This window comes from Streptomyces pinistramenti (assembly GCF_020564935.1).
GTDB classification, from domain to species: domain Bacteria; phylum Actinomycetota; class Actinomycetes; order Streptomycetales; family Streptomycetaceae; genus Streptomyces; species Streptomyces pinistramenti.
In genome coordinates this window covers 12,350-31,163 of sequence record NZ_JAJCXB010000038.1, presented here as the reverse complement: position 1 = coordinate 31,163, position 18,814 = coordinate 12,350, and the positions used below count along the sequence as shown (strand labels likewise).

The following is an 18,814-nucleotide window of genomic DNA, read 5'->3' as shown; positions in this document are numbered from 1 at the left end:
CGCGCCCCTCCCCCGGACCGCTTCCTCACGCCACTCCTTCACGCCACTTCCTCGCGTACGGAAACCCGCAAAGACCGACCGTGTGACACGTATCACCGGCCTTCTGTGCGTGAAGCGGCGGCCGGACGACCAAAGGCGGTCGGAAGCACTCCGGGCATTCGTGTAAAGTTCTTCAGGTCAGCGCGCGCCGCTAGCTCAGTTGGTTAGAGCAGCTGACTCTTAATCAGCGGGTCCGGGGTTCGAGTCCCTGGCGGCGCACGTAGGACTGAGGCCCCTCGCCATGCGGGGGGCCTCAGTCGTTCCCGGGCGATCCCGGTGCGCGGGCGCTCAGCCCGCTGCCGGGCGGCCCGGTGCGTACCCGCTCAGGTAGGCGGAGACCACCACGTCCGCCGGGCCGCCGTCCCGCGCGGAGCCGGCGCTCGCGCCGCGGGTCACCAGCCGGAGTTCGGCCCGGCCCGGCTCGTGGGCGCCGTAGACCTTCCGCGGGTCGAAGTCCCGGTGCGGGAAGACCTGGACGTCCTCGACGGTGAACCGTGCGGTGCTGCCGTCCGAGCGGCGTACGTCCACCTCTGCACCCGGCCTGAGCGTGGTCAGGCCGGCGAACGCGGCCCGCCCCCTGCCTCCTGCGGACCGGCCGGCGAGCACCGCCGCACCGGCCGCGCCGGGTTGCGGCCCGTCGGCGTACCAGCCGGCCCTGCCGGGCGCGCCGGCCGGGGGCGCGATCACCGCGCCGTCGGCGTCCAGGCCCCGCGCGATGAGGCCGGCGCGTATCCCGAGGGCGGGGATGGTGAGGCTGCTGGGGCGTACGGTGCCGGGTGCGGCGATCGGAGCGTGGGTGCGTGGGGGCTCGGCCCCCAGGGGGCGACCGACGGCTGCGACGTCTCCGGTGGCGGTCAGCTGGGACAGTGCGGCATTTCCGGCCACCCCGCTCCCCCACAGCCACAGACCGAGCAGCAGCACCAGCCAGCCCACCCCGATGAACAGCCGCCCGTAACCGGCTCCGTGGTGCTCAGCCCTCATCGCCACCGCCCTGCCGTTCGCGGCGGATGCGCAGGCGGAGCCTGAGCAGTTGTCCGGCGATGATCAGGACCGCGCCGCCGGCCAGGACGAGGCCGACGGCTTCGGCGTCGTTCATCTCGGCGTCGGTCGCGGCGCCGGTGACGTGGGCGGGCTCGGGCCGCGGAGCCGGCTCCGGGCGGGGCCGGGCCTCTGCCGGGGCGGCGCGGAAGGACGCGCCGGTCCCGGGCAGGGCCGCCGAGCCGCTCGGGGCGGCGGCCGGGGCGACGAGCGCCGTGCCGGTCCCGGCGCCGCGCCCGTCCCCGGCGTGCGCCGGTAAAGCCGTCACCGCGCAGACGGCAAGTGCGGCACAGAGAGTGAAGAGTGGGGAGCGCATGGTGAACCTCCGATGTCTCGAAGGTCCGCCCGCGCCCGACCGCCCGCATCCGGGGCGGCTCCGCGGTGCCCTGTTCGGGTGAGCGGGCCGCCCGCGGGCGTCAGATCAGGTCGACGAGGTCCGCGATCGAGTCGACGACGCGGGAGGGGCGGAAGGGGTGCCGCTCGACCTCCTCCGGGCGGGTCAGGCCGGTGAGGACGAGGAAGGTCTCCATGCCCGCCTCCAGGCCGGCCACCACGTCGGTGTCCATCCGGTCGCCGATCATGGCGGAGGTCTCGGAGTGCGCGCCGATGACGTTGAGGCCGTGCCGCATCATCAGCGGGTTGGGCTTGCCGACGAAGTACGGGTCGACACCCGTCGCCTTGGTGATCAGCGCGGCGACCGATCCCGTCGCGGGCAGCGCGCCCTCGGCCGACGGTCCTGTCTCGTCCGGGTTGGTGGCGATGAAGCGGGCGCCGTCGTTGATCAGCCGGATCGCCTTCGTCAGCGCCTCGAACGAGTAAGTTCGCGTTTCGCCGAGTACGACGTAGTCGGGGGCGTGGTCGGTCAGGACGTAGCCGATGTCGTGCAGGGCGGTGGTCAGGCCCGCCTCGCCGATGACGTAGGCGGTGCCGCCGGGGCGCTGGTCGTCGAGGAACTGGGCGGTGGCGAGCGCGGAGGTCCAGATCGACTCCCACGGCACGTCGAGTCCGATCCGGGACAGCCGGGCGTGCAGGTCGCGCGGGGTGTAGATGGAGTTGTTGGTCAGCACGAGGAAGGGCTTGCCCGATTCGCGGAGCCGCTTGATGAAGGCGTCCGCGCCGGGAACGGGGATGCCCTCGTGCATCAGGACGCCGTCCATGTCGGTGAGCCATGACTCGATCGGCTTGCGCTCTGCCACTGCCGGACTCCTGCCGTACGTGTTGACCAGGGGCGCCGGCCGCGTCCCGTACGTCCCACGGCGCACACCAACGTGCCGCGGACTCGTACGTACAGCCGACACGGCCAGCCTAAGTCAGTGCGGGCCCGGGGTGGCGCCGCCGATCATCCGGGTTCCGGGCCGCGGGGTCCGCCGGGCCGCGGTCTCAGCCACCGGTCGCCGTGCGCCAGGCGCCGACGTAGGTGTCCAGGTTCTTGTCGATGTCGTTCCAGTCCGGCTCGAAGATCTCGACTCCCTTCATGAGGGCGGCGAGTTCGGTGGCGCGGGGGTCCTTCGCGTTGACGTCCTGGCGGGCCGTGAAGCCGCCGCCGGCCGCGGAGACCTGGCGCTGGACGGGCTCGGAGAGCAGGTAGTCGAGGAACTTCTTGGCCTGGGCGGTGTGCGGGGCGTTCTTGACCAGCCCGGCGGCGTAGGGCAGGGCGAAGGTGGAGGGCTTGCCGCCGGGCTTCGCGGCGGGGAAGAAGATGCCCTGGTGCGGCATGGCGGGCATGTTCGCGTAGTTCATCTGCACATCGCCGTTGGCGACCAGGAGTTCGCCCTTGTCGGTCTTGGGGGCGAGCTGGCCGGTGGAGGAGGACGGGCCGACGTTGTTGGCCTGGAGCTTCCTGAAGTAGGCCATGGCCGGTGCCTGCCCGCCGAGGTCGTGCATGGCCTTGACGACTACGGCCGTCCCGTCGCCCGCGACCCCCGGCGTGGAGTACTGGAGTTTGCCCCGGTACTTGGCGTCGAGCAGGTCCTGCCAGCTCTCCGGGGCCCGCTTCAGCTCCTTCTTGTTGTAGATGAAGCAGAAGTAGTTGTTGACGACCGATGTCCACCTGCCGCCGGGGTCCTTGTCCTTGGCGGCGACGCGGTCGGAGCCCAGGGGGCGGTAGGTGTCCAGCAGGCCCTTGCCGTCGGCCTGTTGGATGAAGGGCGGGAGGGTGACGAGCACGTCGGCCTGGGTGTTGGACCGTTCGCGCGCCAGCCGCTGGACGGCGGCGCCCGATCCGCTCTCGACGTAGTTGACCTTGATGCCGGTCTTCTTCTCGAAGCCCTTGAAGACCGTGTCGTAGAAACCGTCGCCCTTCTCGCCGCGGAGGCCGTCGGCGCTGTAGACGGTGATCTCCTTGGCGTCGGGGTCGGCGCCGGTGCCGCAGGCGGTCAGGGAAGCGGCGAGGACGAGGGCGGCGCCGCAGGCGGCGAGCGAGGTGGGGCGGGGGGACGTGCGCATGGCGTGTGAGGCTCCTGGTGGGTGGGGGCGGCCGGCCGGGCTCAGCGGTACGAGGCCCTGGTGCGGATGCGGGAGACGGCGAGCAGGACGAGGAGGGTGGCGGCCATCAGGACGACGGCGAGGGCGGCGCCCGCGAAGAGCGCTCCCCGGTCGGTGGTGGCGAAGATCTGCACCGGCAGCGGCATCCAGTCGGGCGGGTAAATCATCATCGTGGCGCTCAACTCGCCCATGGACAGGGCGAAGCAGAGCCCGGCGGCCGCGGTGAGGGACGGCAGCAGCAGCGGCAGTTTCACCCGCCGCAGGACGTAGCCGGGGCGCGCGCCGAGCCCGGCCGCGCTCTGTTCGTACGCCGGGTCGAGGCGGGCGAGCGCGGCGCTCACCGACTGGTGGGCGAAGGCGGTGACCAGCACCGTGTGCGCGACGATCACGATCTGCCGGGTGCCGTTGAGCAGGACCGGCGGCTGCGAGAAGGCGACCAGCAGGGACAGTCCGACGGCGACCGACGGCACGGCGACGGGCAGCAGGAACAGGCCGTCGACGATCCGCCGTACGCGGCGCGGCAGCCGCTCGGCCGCGAGCGCCGCCCAGGTCCCGGCCACCAGCGCGAGGACGCTCGCCGCCAGCGCGGTCAGCAGGCTCGTGATCAGGGCGTCCAGGGAGTCGCCGCGGGCCAGGTCCTGGTAGTGCGCCAGGGTCGCGCCGGAGGGGAGGACGCCGCTCCAGCCGGTGGCGAAGGACGCGGCCACGATCACCAGCAGGGGCAACGCGAAGAGCGGCAGGAAGAGCGCGAAGAAGACGGTCCAGACCGCCCACCGGGCGCGTCGGCTATGCACGAGCACTGCGGACACCTCCCGCGGCGGTGCGGGCCGCGACGCACCGGTAGAGCGCGTACAGCGCGACGGACAGGGCGATGTTGACGACGGCGACGACGCAGGCCCCGGTGTAGTCGCCGTCGAGGATGGCCTTGGTGTAGACGAGGACCGGCAGGGTCACGACGTCCTTGGCGCCGGTGAAGAGCACGATGCCGAACTCGTTCAGGCACATCACCAGCACCAGCGCGCCGCCCGCCGCGAGCGAGGGCAGCGCCTCGGGCAGGATCACCTTCCGCACGACCTGCCGGGGCCGGGCGCCGAGGGACGAGGCGGCCTCCAGCTGACCGGTCTCCACCTGGGCGAAGGCGGCCAGCAGCGGGCGCATCACGAAGGGCGTGAAGTAGGTGACCTCGGCGAGCAGGACGCCCCAGGGGGTGTGCAGGAAGTCGAAGGGGCCGCTGGCGGCGCCGGTCGCCTGGGTCCACAGGCCGTTGGCGATGCCGACGGTGCCGTAGAGGAAAAGCAGCGCGAGGGTGATGAGGAAGGAGGGGAAGGCGAGGAAGACGTCGATGAAGCGGCCGAGCGCCCGGCCGCCGGGGAACGGCACGAAGGCGATGACCAGCGCGAGGGCGCAGCCCAGTACGAGGGCGCCGGCGGTGGCGCCGACGGCGATCAGGACGGTGTTGGCCAGCGCGTCGCGGAACGACGCCTGAGCGAGCACCGCCGCATAGGGAGCGGTGGAGTGGCCGCCGTCCTCGGAGGTGAAGGACTGCCACACCACCAGGGCGAGCGGGTAGAGGAAGACGAGGGCCAGCGCGGCGACGGGCGGCAGCGCCCAGAGGGTGTGCGCGCGGCGGGCGGCCGGGGCCGCGCTAGCCATCGGCCGCGCCGCCGTCGGTGAGCCCGGCGGGGATGAGGACCGCGTCGTCGGGGGCGAAGTGGAGGGCGATGTCGTCGCCGGGCACCGGGGTTTCGCGCAGTTCGCGGACGTCGGCCAGGACGCGGTGGCCGGCCACGTCCGCGTACAGCCGGTGGGTGGCGCCGCGCCACTGGATCTCCGTGACCGTGCCGCGCAGGGTGGCGCCGTCCCCCGTCGGGCTCTCGCCGAGGCCGACGAGGTGCGGGCGTACGCACAGGGTGGCGGCCGCGCCATCGGCCGCACCGGCCGCGCCGCCCGCGGGGAGCGGCAGCGTCCGGCCGGCGAAGCGGACCGTGCCGCCGGCCACCGTCACCGGCAGCAGGTTCGCGGTGCCGACGAAGGAGGCGGTGAACTCGGTGCGCGGGCGGCGGTAGAGGTCCTGGGGTGTGCCGCAGTCACGCAGCCTGGCCCGGTCCAGCACGGCGATCCGGTCGGCCAGGGTCAGCGCCTCGACCTGGTCGTGGGTGACGTAGAGGATCGAGACGTCGGGCAACTCGCGGTGCAGCCGGGCGAGTTCGGCGAGCATACCGGAGCGCAGCCGGGTGTCGAGCGCGGACAGCGGCTCGTCCAGGAGCAGCACGCCGGGGCGGATGGCGAGGGCCCGCGCGATGGCCACCCGCTGCTGCTGCCCGCCGGACAGCTCCCTGGGGTGCCGGTCCGCGTACCCGGCCATGCCGGTCATCTCCAGCGCCTCGGTCACCCGGGGGCCGATCCCGGCGCGCGGCACCTTCTGCGCCCTGAGGCCGAAGGCGACGTTCTCGGCGACCTTCATGTGCGGGAACAGGGCGTACTGCTGGACGACCATGCCGATGCCGCGGCGGTACGGCGGCAGGTCGGTGACGTCACGGCCGCCGATCAGCACCCGCCCGGACACCGGCCGGACGAATCCGGCGACCGCCCGCAGCGCGGTGGTCTTCCCCGATCCGGACGGGCCGAGCAGCGCCATCGCCTCGCCCGGCTCGACGGTCAGATCGAGGCCGTCCAGGACGACGTTGCGGCCGTGGGCGACGCTCACCCCGTCGAAGCGGATGCCCGCCGGGGTGTCCGCCTGCGGTGCGGGCGGCATCTCACACCACCCCGAGCAGCGCGGGGAGTTCGGCGACCGAGCCGAGTACGTGGGTGGCGCCGGCCGCCTCCAGCTGCGCCGCGTCGTGCGCGCCGGTGAGGACGCCGGCGACGACGGCGGCGCCGGCGCGGCGCCCGGAGAGCATGTCGTACGAGGTGTCGCCGGCCACCGCGATCCGCTGCACGCGGTCGGTGGCGCCGGTGCGCAGCAGGGCGGTGAGCACCATGTCCGGGTAGGGGCGCCCGCGGCCGGCGTCTTCGGGGCAGAGGGTGAGCGATGCCAGGTCCTGCCAGCCGAGCGCGTGCAGGATGGCGTCCTGGGTGGCGCGGGCGAAGCCGGTGGTCAAGGCGGTGGTCAGGCCGGCGGCACGGAGGGTTTCGATGGTGTCGCGGGCGCCGGGCAACGGGGTGACGAGGCCGCCGTCGATCAGTTCCCGGTACGCCTCCTCGAAGGCGGTGTTGGCGCGTCGGGCGCTCGCCTCGTCGCCGAAGAGGTGCCGGAAGACGGAGATCTTGGACTCGCCCATGGTGGCGCGGACGTGGCGGAGCTTCGCTTCGTGGTCGGGGCTGCCGGGTTCGACGCCGAGCGCGCGGGCCGCGGCGTCGAAGGCCCGCTCGACGAGGCCGCCGTCGGCGACGGTGGTGCCGGCCATGTCGAGGACGACCAGTTCGGTGCTGCGGGGGTCGTGCGGGGTGTGCGGTGTCATGGAGGTCACCAGCCCAGGTCGTTCGCGGTGGTTTCGGCGATGGCAGGGGCGCAGGTCATGCCGCGGCCGCCGGGCCCGGTGACCAGCCAGACGCCGTCCCGCACCTGCTCGCGGTGGACGACGCGGGAGGTGTCGGTGCACTGGGCGTAGACGCCGGCCCAGCGGCGCCGCACGGCCGGCAGCGGGCGGCCGATTATCGACTCGACGACGCCGGTGAGGTGCGCGTACGGGTCCTCGACGACGTCGAAGCCGAAGGGCGTCTCGTATGCGTGGGTGTCGCCGATGGTCAGGCCGCCGTCGGCGCGCTGGACCATCAGCAGCTGCATCTTGTGCGCGGCGGCGGTCGGTGTCTGCGCCTGGGCCGCGGCCATCGCGTCCAGGGCTTCGCTCGCGTAGGCGGGGTAGTAGCGGAAGCTGTCGGCGTCGGCGACGGAGGTGGTCAGCGGCTCGCCGAGCGGATCGGTCTGCATCATCTGGAGCCGCACCCGGCGCACCGGCAGGGCGGGGGCCAGCTCGCGGACCAGGCCGCCGAGCCAGGCGCCGGTGCACAGGACGACGCTGTCGCCGTGGTGGACCGCGCCGTGGTCGTCGCGCACGGCGCGCTCGCCGAGCACCTCGCGGACCTCGCGGCCGCCGAGGTAGCGGTACCGTCCGGACGCCAACAGGGCTTCCTTCAGGGCGCGTTGGGCGACCCGGGGCTCGACGGCGGCGTCCCGCTCGCACCACAGGGCGCCGGCGAATTCGCCACGCAGCGCGGGGTTGAGCGCGCGGGCCGCTTCGGCGTCCAGCAACTGGTACCCGCGGGCCGCGGCGTCCGGGCGGCGGGTGGCGGCCTCGGCGACGGCCCGTTCCGCGGCGTTCTTGACGATGCTCAGCGATCCGGTGGCCCGGAAGCCGATGCCGGGGACGCGGGCGCCGATGCCCTCCCACAGCTCGCGGGCGCGCAGCGCGGTCGCCAGCTCCTCGCCGCCGGCCCGTCCGCTGACCCAGATCTGCCCGAAGTTACGGACCGAGGCGCCGCGGGCCTCGGCCTCCCGCTCGATGTGCAGGACCTCGTGGCCCCGCTCGACTGCATGCCAGGCGTGCAGGGTTCCCAGCACGCCGGCTCCGACAACTATGACTCGCATGCCGCAGACGCTCGCGGCGACGGGTGACCCGCCGCGGTCGGCCGGGCGTCGCGCGGGTGAACACGGCTCCAAACTTGGTCTGGACCCGTTACCTTTTCGTGATCCGATTCCCGGGCAAAGAGCGCACCGGACGATGGTCAGGTGCGGGCCGGCGTCCCCAGATGCGTGGTGAAGGAGAACCGGTCGCCGCGGTACAGCGAGCGCACCCGCTCCAGCGGGCGGCCCCGGGTGTCGCGCGAGCGCCGGTGGATCAGCAGCATCGGCAGGGCGCCGGGCGTACCGATGAGGAGCGCCTCGCGCGGGGTGGCGAGCACCGTCTCCAGCCGCTCGTCGGCGTCGCCGAAGCCGATGCCGAGCCGCTCGCGGAGATAGGCGTAGAAGGACGAGTCGGGCTCGAAGGCGGTGTCGAGATCCGGCACCCGGGCCACCGCGACGTAGGTGCTCTCCAGCCCCACCCGTTCATCGTCGGCGAGCAGCACCCGCTCCATGTGCCATACGGCGTCGCCGGCCGCGAGCCCCAGGTCGGCGGCGATCGCGGGCGAGCACGGGAAGCGGTCCAGGCCGACGAGGTGCCGGCCGGGGCGCCGCCCCTGGTCGCGGACGCCTTCGGTGTAGCTGGCCAGGGACAGCGGCTGCGCCAGCTTGGGCCCGGCGACGACGGTCCCGCGGCCCATCCGGCGCAGCCGCCCCTCCAGGATCAGTTCGCGCAGCGCCTGGCGCAGCGTCTCGCGCGACACCTCGAACCGCTGCGCCAGGTCGCGCTCCGGCGGCAGTGGCTCGCCCTCGGCCGACTCGGCGAGCAGCGCGGCAATGCCGACCTTGGCCGCGTAGTACTTCGGAATGCGTCCGTGCTCGGGGATGCCGGACCGGATGGGTGCGCCAGGTTCCTGGCCGTACGGGAACTCCACGGCGTGATCCTCGCACCCCGGCACGGCCGGGGGCTCAGCGGCGCAGGCGCCTGGCCCCCGCCTTCAGCACGCCGCCGCTCATCAGCAGGGCCGCGGCTGCGGCGCCGAGCCCGAGCATCGGACCCTGCCCGGTGGCCGCCAACTCCGGCGGCATGCCAGGCGCTTGAGACCCGTAGGGCGCGCGGGACGGCCTGGCCAAGAGGGACGCGGGTGCGTCGGCGCCTGCGGGCGCCACCGGGGACGAGGGGTCGTACGGGATCGTGGGCCCGGTCTCGGAGTGGACGGTGAAGGCGTAGCCGCGGTGCCGGCCGGTCCCGGCGGCGGTGCCGTCGTGGCGGCGGCCGGTGGTGACTGCGGCGGTGACCCGGTCCCGCGGGGTCTGCCGGGCGAACCGCATCCGTACCGGCACGTCCGTGGTGCCGTGTGCCGGAACCGTCAGGCCGTGGCCGCCCCGACTCCCGCCTCCCGCACCGCCGTTCGGCCCGGCGCCGCCCCCGCCGAGTACGCCGATCTGCTCGTGCCGGTCGGCGGGCGCGAAGGCCACCGGCAGCCAGTCACCGGTCGTCTGGTCCCGGAACTCCAGCCGGACCATGCCCGGTTGCAGGCCGTGGCGTTCCGCGGCCAGCACCACGGCCGGGTGCACGTCCGTGCAGGCCACGTCGGTGGCGTTGCGGATCTCCAGCCGCCAGCCGCGCCAGCCGTCACCGGCCGCGTACTCCCGCGGGGCGCCGCCGACCCGCGCGGTGAGCGGGTCGCCCCGGCGGTCGTGACGGCCGCATCCGGCCGGGCCGTGCGGGGCCGTCGCGGCGGCCTGGCGGTACCGGGCCGGGCCCGAAGGGGCGGCGTACGCGCCCGCCGCGGCGGACAGGCCGTCGGGCAGCGCGACCGGCAGCGCGACGCCGAACGCTGCGGACAGCAGTCCCGCGGTGAGCAGCGCCCGCGCCGCCCGCCGCCCGGAGTGCGCGCGGCAGCCGCCGTGCCGTGGGGCGTGTCCTAAACGGGTGTCGCGGCCCTCGCGGCCTCTGACGCCTCTTCCTTGCCGGCCTGCGCTGGGTGTGGCCGCGCCGGACGGATGCCTGCCGGACGGGTGCATGGCGGTCCTCCGCTTGAGTTGCTCGGGTCGTCAGGCGGTGCGTCTCCGCGGTGCCCCCTGCCCGCCGCGCACGGCCTGGCCAGACCCTGCCACGGGCACCGGCACGCCCCGGGAGACCCGCATCGCATGCACCCGTCCGGCGGCCGAATCCCGCCCTATCAGATGACTTTCACGCCGGTCCGCCCGGCGGCGTCCCCGCGGCCTGGCGGCGCGGGCCGAACAGTGGCCCGAGCACCAGCTGCGCCGCCCCGTCCGCCACCGCCCGCGCGCCACCTGCGGCCGTCGTCACCCGCACCGGAGGGCCCGTCCGTCCGCGGGCGGCGGCCTGCGCCGCCAGTTCGTCCGCCACCCCGGCCACGAAGACGTCCGGCCGCTCCCGCACCGTGCGGCCGCCGAGCAGCACCCGGTCGACGTCGAGCAGTTCCACGAGATTGGCCGCGCCCACTCCCAGCACCCGGGCCGCGCCCGGCAGATCGCCGCGCGCCACCGCCGCCAGGCACAGCGCCTCCACGCAGCCGCGCCGCCCGCAGCCGCAGGGCGGCCCGTTCCACTGCACGACCTGGTGCCCGAACTCGCCCGCCCCGGTGCGCGGCCCGCGGTAGAGGCCGCCGTCCAGCACAAGACCGGCGCCGAGACCCGTGCCCAGATGCAGATAGGCGAACGACCCGGCACCGCCGTCCGCCGCGCTCCCCACCAGGCCGAGCGCTGCCGCGTTGGTGTCCTTGTCGACGACGACCGGCAGGCCGAGACGCTCCGCGAGCGCGTCCCGCAGCGGGAAGCCGTCCCAATGCGGGGCTCCGGTCACCCGGTGCAGCACCCCGGACGCGTGGTCCAGCGGCCCGGGGCAGGCGACGCCGACGCCGAGCACCTGCGGGGCGGAGGACCGCGTCCGCACCGCCGCGACCTCTTCCGCCACCCTCTCCAGCACCGCCCCTGCCCCCGCGCCGAAGGCGAGCGGGGCGCGGCGGACGGCGACCGGGGTGCCCGCGAGGTCGGCGAGAACGGCGATGATCTCGTCGCGGTCCAGGTGCAGTCCGACGGCGTGCCGGGCGCCGGGCACGAGGCGCCAGACCGTACGGGGTTTGCCGCCGGTGGAGGCGCGGCGGCCCGCATCGGCCGCGAGCCCTTCGGCCCGCAGCCGTGCGGTGATCTTGCTGACCGCCTGCGGGGTCAGCCCGCTGCGCTCGGCCAGTTCCAGCCGGCTGACCCCGTCCGCGCCCGCCGCTCGCAGCAGGCCGAGCAGCAGGGCGGTGTTGTGCCCGCGCAGGGCCGGCAGGTTGAAGCCGGAGGAGGCGCACAGGGCGCGTTCGGTGCCGTGCGGGATGGGATCGTTGCTGGTCACCCCTCCATTGTCGGCACGTCTTGCACTTTGGCAACAGCGTTGCTTAAGTGGTTCCATGAGCGACTCCACCGGCACCCCCGACTCCCCGGCCGCCACCGGCGGCCCGCTCCGCGTCGGCCTGATCGGCTACGGCCTGGCGGGCTCGGTCTTCCACGCCCCGCTGATCGCCGCGACCGACGGCCTGGTCCTCGACACCGTCTCGACCCGCAGCCCGCAGCGGCAGGCGCAGGCCCGCGCCGAGCACCCCCGGGTCCGTACGGTCGAGACGCCCGAGGCGGTCATCGGCCGCGCCGGCGATCTCGACCTGATCGTGCTGGCCTCGCCCAACAAGACCCATGTGCCGCTCGCCACGGCCGCGTTGGAGGCCGGTCTGCCGGTCGTCGTCGACAAGCCGCTGGCCGCGACGGCCGCCGAGGCCGAGCAGCTCGCCGCACTCGCCGACTCCCGCGGGCTGCTGCTCTCCGTCTTCCAGAACCGCCGCTGGGACAACGACTTCCGCACCGTGCGCGGGCTGCTGGACGAGGGCGCGTTCGGCGAGGTGCAGCGCTTCGAGTCGCGCTTCGAGCGGTGGCGGCCGCGGCCCAAGGGCGGCTGGCGCGAGTCCGGCGACCCGGTGGAGGTCGGCGGCCTGCTCTACGACCTCGGCAGCCACCTCGCCGACCAGGCGCTCACCCTCTTCGGCCCGGCCGCGTCCGTCTACGCCGAGTCCGACGTACGGCGTCCCGGCGCGGAGGCCGACGACGACACCTTCATCGCGCTCACCCACACCTCCGGTGTCCGCTCCCACCTGTGGATGAGCGCCACCACCGCCCAACTCGGGCCGCGCTTCCGGGTATTGGGCAGCCGGGCAGGCTACGTGAAGTACGGGCTCGACCCGCAGGAGGCCGCGCTGCGCGAGGGGCTGCGGCCCGGCGTGGACGGCGCGGTGTGGGGCGTGGAGCCGGAGTCCTCCTGGGGCCGGCTCGGAGCCGGCGAGTCCCCGCGGACCGGGGGCGGCGAGGCGGTGCCGACGCTGCCAGGCGACTACCCCGCCTACTACGCCGCCGTCGCACGGGCGCTGCGCGAGGGCGGCAGGCCACCGGTCACGGCGGGCGAGGCCGCGGCGGCGCTGCGGGTCCTGGAGGCCGCCAAGCTGTCCGCCGCCGAGGGCCGCACGGTCCGGATCGCGGCGGTCGCCTGAGCGCGGTCGCAACGTCCCGACATGCTCCAGGGCTTCGACCACACCTCGGCGGTCGAAGCCCTGGAGCGCTATCCGGCCGGCTGTTCCCCCGTCCGGCCTGGGGTGCCGTCAGCTGGTACGGCGGCTCCTGACCAGCAGGGTCAGTGCCAGTCCTGCGATCAGCGCGCCACCGGATGCGCCGATGATCCACGGGTTGCCGAGCGCACCGCTGGAGGCCAGCTGGCCGTTGTCAGCGCTGTCACCCTTGTGCCCGCCGCCGTGGCCGTGACCGTGACCGCCGCCGTGCCCGTGTCCGTCGCCGTCACCGTCGCCGTCACCCCAGCCGCCGGAACTGTGGCCCGGCCACGGTTCGTCGGTGGAGTGCCCGGTCGGATGTCCGGTCGGGTGCCCCGTCCAGTGATCGGTCGGCTGCCAGGTCGGATGCGTCGGGTGCCCGGTGGGCCAGGTGGGGTGCGAGGTCGGCTCGGTGGGCCGCGAAGTCGGCTCCGTGGGACGCGAGGTCGGCTCGGTCGGGTGCGAGGTCGGCTCCGTCGGACGCGAAGTCGGCTCCGTGGGACGCGAAGTCGGCTCGGTCGGACGCGAAGTCGGCTCCGTCGGCGTGGCCGTGGGCTCCGTCGGGGTCTCGGTCGGCTCCGTCGGGGTCTCCGTGGGCTCCGTCGGCGTGGCCGTCGGCTCCGTGGGGGCGACCGTCGGTTCCGTCGGGCTGGTGGTGGGTTCGGGGCCGCAGTCCGGGAGGTCGCCGGTGAAGGGGTAGCTGTGCATCTCCGTGCCGGCGGTGCCGATGTGGTCCAGGGAACCGGCGGTGAAGAAGCGGCCGTTCATGCCCGGCATGCTCACCGACGTACGGCTGGACTGCGGGCCGACGAGTACGGCGCCCTGGAACTGCGCGCTGCCCTTGAAGGTCACGGTGTTCGCGTCCGGGAAGTTCCACAGCAGCCGCTCGCGGAGGCCGGCCGGCCGGAGGTCGTGCCCGATGTACGAGCTGATCGTGCGGCTGTCGCCGAGCATGTTGACCAGGACGGTCGCGCCGGCGGGGATGTTCTCGAAGGCGATGCCCTGGTCGCCGCCGTTCGCCGACGCGATGTCGAAGTCGACGTTGAAGACCTGGAGTCGGGAGGTGCCGTCGCCGCGGAACAGGGTCTGGTACCCCTGGTTGACCGCCGTGCCGGTGGCCGGCCTGGAGGCGCCGTTCTCGTACGCGTAGCAGCTGCTGGACTCGGTCAGCTCCTGCCGCAGGCCACGGTAGGGCTCGGCGGCGGCCGGGTCGTGGACGGGGGCCGGGATGACCGTGCCGCGCAGCGTCCCGCCGTACTTCACCACGCCGGACGTGGAGCCCTCCTCGGCGAGCAGCCGCTGGCCTTCGGCGACGGTGAGGTCGCCGCCGACGGTGAGGAAGTCGGAGCCGTTGGGCGGCGGCACCCGTGAACCGACGCCGACCACACCGACGTTGTAGACGCTCGACCCGCTGGTCTTGTTCATCGAGAAGTTGCCGAGCGTGACGATCTTGCCCTCGGCCTCGGCCGCCGAGCCGCCGACGCGGTAGTCGCCGCCGACGTAGATGTTGATGTTCTCGTCACGACCGGCGATCGGGCCGTTGTTCGGGTCGTTGTAGGAGCCGGGGCACGCGCTGCCCAGGCAGGGGCCGAGCCCGCCGGGCAGTGGCTCGGCGAACACCACGGCGGCGCCCAGTCCGAGCAGCGCCGCGAGCGCCGTACCGACCAGCGCGGCCAGCGCCGCCCTAAACCATTTTGTCTTCTTTCTTGGCATATCCGGCACTATGCGGATAGCGCCCGCGCGCGTGGCCGACCGCTCGGGCGCGTCGCCCGAAAACGACCGGCAGATGACCCCGCCCGGGGCCATCTGCCGTAGTGCCGAATACTCCGGATGCCCGGGAGCGCGCCGGGCGCGCGGTCAGGCGTCCTTGAGCGGCTGGCGCTGTCGGCCCAGACCGTCGATCTCCAGCTCGACGACGTCCCCCGCCCGGAGATACGGCTTGGGCTCAGGCTGCCCCATCGCCACCCCCGCCGGCGTGCCGGTGTTGATGACGTCGCCCGGGTACAGGGTCATGAACTGGCTGACGTAGCGGACCACTTCGGCCACCGGGAAGATCTGCTCGGCGGTGGTGCCGTCCTGCTTCAGCTCGCCGTTGACCCACAGCCGGACGCCGAGCGCCTGCGGGTCGGGGACCTCGTCCGCGGTGACCAGCCAGGGGCCGAGCGGGTTGAAGGTCTCGCAGTTCTTGCCCTTGTCCCACTGGCCGCCGCGCTCGATCTGGAACGCGCGCTCGGAGACGTCGTGCGCCACCGCGTAGCCGGCGACGGCGGCCAGCGCCTGCTCGTCCGTCTCCAGGTAGCGGGCGGTGCGGCCGATGACGACCGCCAGCTCGACCTCCCAGTCCGTCTTCACGCTGCCCCGGGGCACCAGCACGGTGTCGTCGGGCCCGACGACGGTGTCCGGGGCCTTCATGAAGAGGATCGGCTCCGCGGGGGCGGCCGCCCCCGTCTCCCGGGCGTGATCGTGGTAGTTCAGCCCGATGCACACGATCTTGCCGATCCCGGCGACCGGCGGGCCGGTGCGCAGCCCCGCGGCCTCGATCGCGGGCAGCGTGCCCGAGGCGTCCGCGGCACGGATGCGTGCCAGCGCTTCGTCGTCGCGGAGCAGTGCGCCGTCGATGTCGGGCACCAGGCCCGACAGGTCCCGCAGCACCCCCGATGCGTCGAGCAGCGCCGGGCGTTCGGCCCCTGCCGTTCCGACACGCAGCAGCTTCATCGGTACAACTCCCGTGGTCGAAGGGTCGGCCCTGGAAGGGACTTCCGGGCCGGCCGATGGGGGACGGCCATCGAGCGATTCGGCCGATCGTCCAAGAAGGCGGTGCAGTCCGCAAGACGGCGTTCACCGACTGGACCGTTACCACTGGGTAGTCACCGCGGGGTGGCGGCGGGTTGCGCCGCGCCGCCGCGGGCCGCGGGTGCCGGTTCGGCGCGGGTGCGGTCGCGGTGCAGCAGGGCCCGTTCGCAGGCCGTCCAGGTCGTGGTCGTGACCATGTAGAGGCCGGCGGCGAGGGGCACCACGGCCACCGTGATCAGCGTGCCGAACGACAGCAGCGGCATCACCTTCGCCATCCCCGCCATGCCGGGCAGCGCGGCGCCCCCGGCGTCCGGCTGCGGGGCGCCGGCCACCGCGGCCCGCGCGCGGCGGAAGTTCCAGGTGGCGACGGCGGCGATCAGGACGAACAGGCCGAGATAGACCAGCCCGTGCGGCCCGAAGACCCCGCCGTCGCCGAGCGCCTGACGCCAGCTGCCGCCGAGCGGCGCGCCGAACAGGGTGTGGTCGAGCAGGCTGCCTCCGCCGGTGGAGAACAGGTGGTACATGACGAAGAAGACCGGCAGCTGGAGCAGCGTCGGCAGGCAGCCGGCCAGCGGCGATGCGCCGGTCTCTGCGTACAGCGCGGCGGTCGCCTTCTGGAGGCGTTCGGGGTTGCCCTTGTGCTTGCGCTGGAGGGCGGCGAGCTGCGGGGCGAGCGCGCTGCGCGCCTTCTCGCCACGGGCCGCGGCGCGGGCGAGCGGGTGCAGGGCGGCGCGTACCGCGAGGGTGAACAGGACGATGGCGACGGCCGTGGCCGAGGCGCCGAAGAGCGGGTCGATCGCCTGGGCACCGCGCCCCAGAAGATCGCCGAGAAAACCGAATACGGACATGGGTGGGAGCCCTCCACGGGTCTCGTCGTGCCGGAATGCGGAATCGGCGTGACGAGCCGCGCGGGGCGCGGGGCATGCGGGTCTCGGGGGACGAGAGCAGAAAGCGGAATGCCTGCCGGAGCGCCTACGCGGCCGTCGGGAGACGGCGGCCGGGTGCTCGGGGGCGGGGGCGGCCCGCCGCGTCGGGATCGCGTTGCGGCAGGAAGGCGGTGCGCCGCTCGCGGTCGCGGATCGCCGTACGGACCCGGCCCGGTGGCATCGGGCGGGCGCAGGCGGCGATCAGGAAGGCGCGGCACAGCAGCAGGACGGCGGCGGTGGTGGCGGCCGCGGTGAGCGCGGACGTCAGGCCCGACTGGGTCAGCAGCAGGCCGGCGAGGAGGAAGAACAGGGTGGAGGTGTAGAGCCGCCAGGCATCGGCGATGCGGTGCATCGGGCGCCTCCTGTGGCCGCTGCCGCCGGGCGGACCGGGCGGCGTTCGGTGCCCTGCGCCGTGCGGCCGCAGGAACTGTCGTGTTCCGCCCCAGGGTAGCCATACGTCCGGGCGGCCGGGACACCGGCGGGTGATCTTCGCGCCGCTCCGCCCGCATCGGGTGGCGGGCGGAGCGGTGGGGAACGGTGGGGCCGAGGCGGCGGGCGGGTCAGGCCGCCGGCGCCGGTCCCGCGCGCGGGAACTCCTCGGCCGGCGCCAGCACTTCGGCGTCCGGACGCGGGTCGGCGGGGCGCGGCCCGAGCCAGGTGACGGCCAGCGCGACCGCCAGGTTCACCGCGAGCCCGATGAGCCCGGCGTTGACGCCCCACAGCGGGTCGTGCCCGCTGAAGACCAGCACGCAGACGACGGTGACCCCGGCCGCAAGCCCGCCGACCGCCCCGTACAGCGTCAGCCGGCGCCACACCAGCCCCAGCAGCAGCATCGGCACGAGCTGCGCCATGCCCTCGTACGAGATCAGGGACAGCCGGACGAGGGTGTTCGGGGCGGTGTAGGTCAGCAGCAGGGCGAGCGATCCGGCGGCCACCACGACCGCCTGCGACCACAGCTTCTGGCGCCGGTCGGCCGACCGGTCGTCCCCGCGGTTGAGCCGGGGGATCGCGCCGAGCACGCTCCTGCCCCACATCGTGCCGATGACCAGCATGAACACGGCCATCGGCACGATCGACGACAGCGCGGCCGCCACTCCGATCACGCCGACCGCCCAGGCCGGCAGGGAGTCCACGACCAGTTGGAACAGCGCGAGATCGGAGTCCGTGCCGGTCAGTCCCGGCACCACGAACAGGGCGGCCATGCCGAGCAGCATCGGCACGAACAGCAGCACGTTGTAGGCCGGCAGGTAGACGGCGTTGCGGCGCAGGGTGTCGGCGCTGCGGGCGCCGAGGTAGCCGGCCACGGTCGTCGGGAAGATCACCACGGTCAGCGAGTTGACGAGGGTGGTGCTGATGAACCAGCCCTGGCCGAGGCCGCCGGACTCGTGCCCGGGGAAGGTCAGCCACTGCGGCTTCTCGTGGACGATCCGGTCCAGGAAGTGCCCGTAGCCGCCGAAGTAGTGCAGCGGCACGTAGATCACGAGGAAGGCGAGGGTGACGATGACGAGGACGTCCTTGAGCACCGACACCCAGGCACTGCCGCGCAGCCCGCTGACCACGACGAACACGGTGGTGATCGCAAAGCCCAGGAAAGACGCCCAGTTGAGGCTGATCGCGCCGTACGAGATCGTCGAGACGACCACGCCCATGCCGGTGATCTGCAACTGGATGTAGGGCAGCAGGCAGACGGTGGCCAGCAGGGCGACGGCGGTGCCGAGCCAGGGCCTGCCGTAGCGGTGGGCGATGATGTCGGTGATGCCGACCAGCTGGTGGCGGCGCGCGTAGGACCACAGCATCGGGCCGACGACGTAGCCGAGCGCGTAGCCGCAGGACATGTAGGCGATGACGTAGAGGACCGGGGCGCCGAACCTGTAGCCCCAGCCGGCCGCGCCGAGGTAGCTGAAGCTCGTATAGCTCTCGCCGGCCATCAGCACCCAGATGAACGCGGTGCCCAGGCTGCGGCCGCCCACCGACCACTCGGCGAGCCCGGTGTCCCGCCGCCCCTTTTTCCGGCCGCGCACCGCGAGCAGGCCGAGGACGACGGTCAGCACCATGAAGGCGCCGAAGACCGAGGTGGAGACGGCGGCCTTCACGGGCGCCGCCTTCGGAGGTCACCGCGCCACGCAAGGCCCACCGCGAGCGGCGTCAGCAGCGTCGCGAGCAGCATCCAGAAGATCAGGAAGGGCAACCCGAACACGGTGGGGGTCAGCCGGTTCACGAGCGGCAGCACCCCCAGGAACAGGACGTAGGGCAGCAGCAGCCACAGCAGCGCGGGGCGCTTGCGGGAACCCGGGGGCCGGCCGCCGGGGGTCTGGTTTCGCACGGGGCGAGAGCTTAGGGCGTGCCGGACGCCGGCGGCTCGGCGG

General features: G+C 73.9%; 19 protein-coding genes and 1 tRNA gene. 2 read left to right on the top strand and 18 right to left on the bottom strand.

Annotated elements, in window-relative coordinates; translation table 11 throughout:
• Positions 1-184 precede the first annotated feature (184 nt).
• A tRNA-Lys gene (locus tag LIU39_RS23465) sits at positions 185-258 on the top strand.
• 69 nt (positions 259-327) lie between these two features.
• Here LIU39_RS23465 and LIU39_RS23460 read toward each other — a convergent pair.
• The 12 genes from LIU39_RS23460 to LIU39_RS23405 all read right to left on the bottom strand — a co-directional run bounded on the left by LIU39_RS23460 (position 328) and on the right by LIU39_RS23405 (position 11,495).
• Positions 328-1,020: a sortase domain-containing protein gene (locus LIU39_RS23460; RefSeq protein WP_227048833.1), complete on the bottom strand. Its 693-nt coding sequence runs from the start codon at positions 1,018-1,020 to the stop codon at positions 328-330.
• A complete protein-coding gene (locus LIU39_RS23455) occupies positions 1,010-1,345 on the bottom strand; it encodes a hypothetical protein (protein ID WP_227048832.1) in 336 nt (111 codons plus the stop codon). Before LIU39_RS23455 ends, LIU39_RS23460 begins: the two co-directional genes overlap by 11 nt.
• Positions 1,346-1,493: 148 nt before the next feature.
• Complete coding sequence (locus LIU39_RS23450; protein WP_227048831.1) at positions 1,494-2,273, bottom strand: HAD-IIA family hydrolase; 780 nt, start codon at positions 2,271-2,273, stop codon at positions 1,494-1,496.
• A 184-nt stretch (positions 2,274-2,457) separates the two neighbouring features.
• Entirely contained in the window at positions 2,458-3,522 is a 1,065-nt protein-coding gene (locus LIU39_RS23445; protein ID WP_227048830.1) for a 2-aminoethylphosphonate ABC transporter substrate-binding protein, read from the bottom strand.
• Between the two features lie 41 nt (positions 3,523-3,563).
• Positions 3,564-4,361, bottom strand: a complete 798-nt coding sequence (locus tag LIU39_RS23440; protein ID WP_227048829.1) for an ABC transporter permease — start codon at positions 4,359-4,361, stop codon at positions 3,564-3,566.
• Positions 4,348-5,214, bottom strand: a complete 867-nt coding sequence (locus tag LIU39_RS23435) for a 2-aminoethylphosphonate ABC transporter permease subunit (protein WP_227048828.1) — start codon at positions 5,212-5,214, stop codon at positions 4,348-4,350. Before LIU39_RS23435 ends, LIU39_RS23440 begins: the two co-directional genes overlap by 14 nt.
• Entirely contained in the window at positions 5,207-6,319 is a 1,113-nt protein-coding gene (locus LIU39_RS23430) for an ABC transporter ATP-binding protein (protein WP_227048827.1), read from the bottom strand. Before LIU39_RS23430 ends, LIU39_RS23435 begins: the two co-directional genes overlap by 8 nt.
• Before the next feature lies 1 nt (position 6,320).
• Positions 6,321-7,025, bottom strand: coding sequence for a phosphonatase-like hydrolase (locus LIU39_RS23425; protein WP_227048826.1), 705 nt, complete (start codon positions 7,023-7,025; stop codon positions 6,321-6,323).
• Between the two features lie 5 nt (positions 7,026-7,030).
• The gene (locus LIU39_RS23420) at positions 7,031-8,152 is read right to left on the bottom strand and encodes a TIGR03364 family FAD-dependent oxidoreductase (protein ID WP_227048825.1); all 1,122 of its coding nucleotides are present in this window, start codon (positions 8,150-8,152) and stop codon (positions 7,031-7,033) included.
• Between the two features lie 137 nt (positions 8,153-8,289).
• Positions 8,290-9,060 carry a GntR family transcriptional regulator gene (locus tag LIU39_RS23415; protein WP_227048824.1) on the bottom strand — a complete coding sequence of 257 codons (771 nt, stop codon included), beginning with the start codon at positions 9,058-9,060 and terminating at the stop codon, positions 8,290-8,292.
• Between the two features lie 34 nt (positions 9,061-9,094).
• Positions 9,095-10,153, bottom strand: coding sequence for a hypothetical protein (locus tag LIU39_RS23410; RefSeq protein WP_227048823.1), 1,059 nt, complete (start codon positions 10,151-10,153; stop codon positions 9,095-9,097).
• A 169-nt stretch (positions 10,154-10,322) separates the two neighbouring features.
• Positions 10,323-11,495, bottom strand: coding sequence for an ROK family transcriptional regulator (locus tag LIU39_RS23405; protein WP_227048822.1), 1,173 nt, complete (start codon positions 11,493-11,495; stop codon positions 10,323-10,325).
• 55 nt (positions 11,496-11,550) lie between these two features.
• Between LIU39_RS23405 and LIU39_RS23400 the strand changes: the two genes are divergently transcribed.
• Positions 11,551-12,675, top strand: a complete 1,125-nt coding sequence (locus tag LIU39_RS23400; RefSeq protein ID WP_227048821.1) for a Gfo/Idh/MocA family oxidoreductase — start codon at positions 11,551-11,553, stop codon at positions 12,673-12,675.
• A 108-nt stretch (positions 12,676-12,783) separates the two neighbouring features.
• Here LIU39_RS23400 and LIU39_RS23395 read toward each other — a convergent pair whose 3' ends face one another.
• The 6 genes from LIU39_RS23395 to LIU39_RS23370 all read right to left on the bottom strand — a co-directional run bounded on the left by LIU39_RS23395 (position 12,784) and on the right by LIU39_RS23370 (position 18,771).
• Positions 12,784-14,442, bottom strand: coding sequence for a choice-of-anchor A family protein (locus LIU39_RS23395; RefSeq protein WP_227048820.1), 1,659 nt, complete (start codon positions 14,440-14,442; stop codon positions 12,784-12,786).
• Between the two features lie 144 nt (positions 14,443-14,586).
• Positions 14,587-15,444 carry a fumarylacetoacetate hydrolase family protein gene (locus LIU39_RS23390; protein WP_227048819.1) on the bottom strand — a complete coding sequence of 286 codons (858 nt, stop codon included), beginning with the start codon at positions 15,442-15,444 and terminating at the stop codon, positions 14,587-14,589.
• A 152-nt stretch (positions 15,445-15,596) separates the two neighbouring features.
• The gene (locus LIU39_RS23385) at positions 15,597-16,370 is read right to left on the bottom strand and encodes a YidC/Oxa1 family membrane protein insertase (protein ID WP_227048818.1); all 774 of its coding nucleotides are present in this window, start codon (positions 16,368-16,370) and stop codon (positions 15,597-15,599) included.
• 124 nt (positions 16,371-16,494) lie between these two features.
• Entirely contained in the window at positions 16,495-16,800 is a 306-nt protein-coding gene (locus LIU39_RS23380; RefSeq protein ID WP_227048817.1) for a DUF6412 domain-containing protein, read from the bottom strand.
• 208 nt (positions 16,801-17,008) lie between these two features.
• Complete coding sequence (locus LIU39_RS23375) at positions 17,009-18,541, bottom strand: sodium:solute symporter family protein (protein ID WP_227048816.1); 1,533 nt, start codon at positions 18,539-18,541, stop codon at positions 17,009-17,011.
• Positions 18,538-18,771 carry a DUF3311 domain-containing protein gene (locus LIU39_RS23370; RefSeq protein WP_227048815.1) on the bottom strand — a complete coding sequence of 78 codons (234 nt, stop codon included), beginning with the start codon at positions 18,769-18,771 and terminating at the stop codon, positions 18,538-18,540. Before LIU39_RS23370 ends, LIU39_RS23375 begins: the two co-directional genes overlap by 4 nt.
• Positions 18,772-18,814 lie beyond the last annotated feature (43 nt).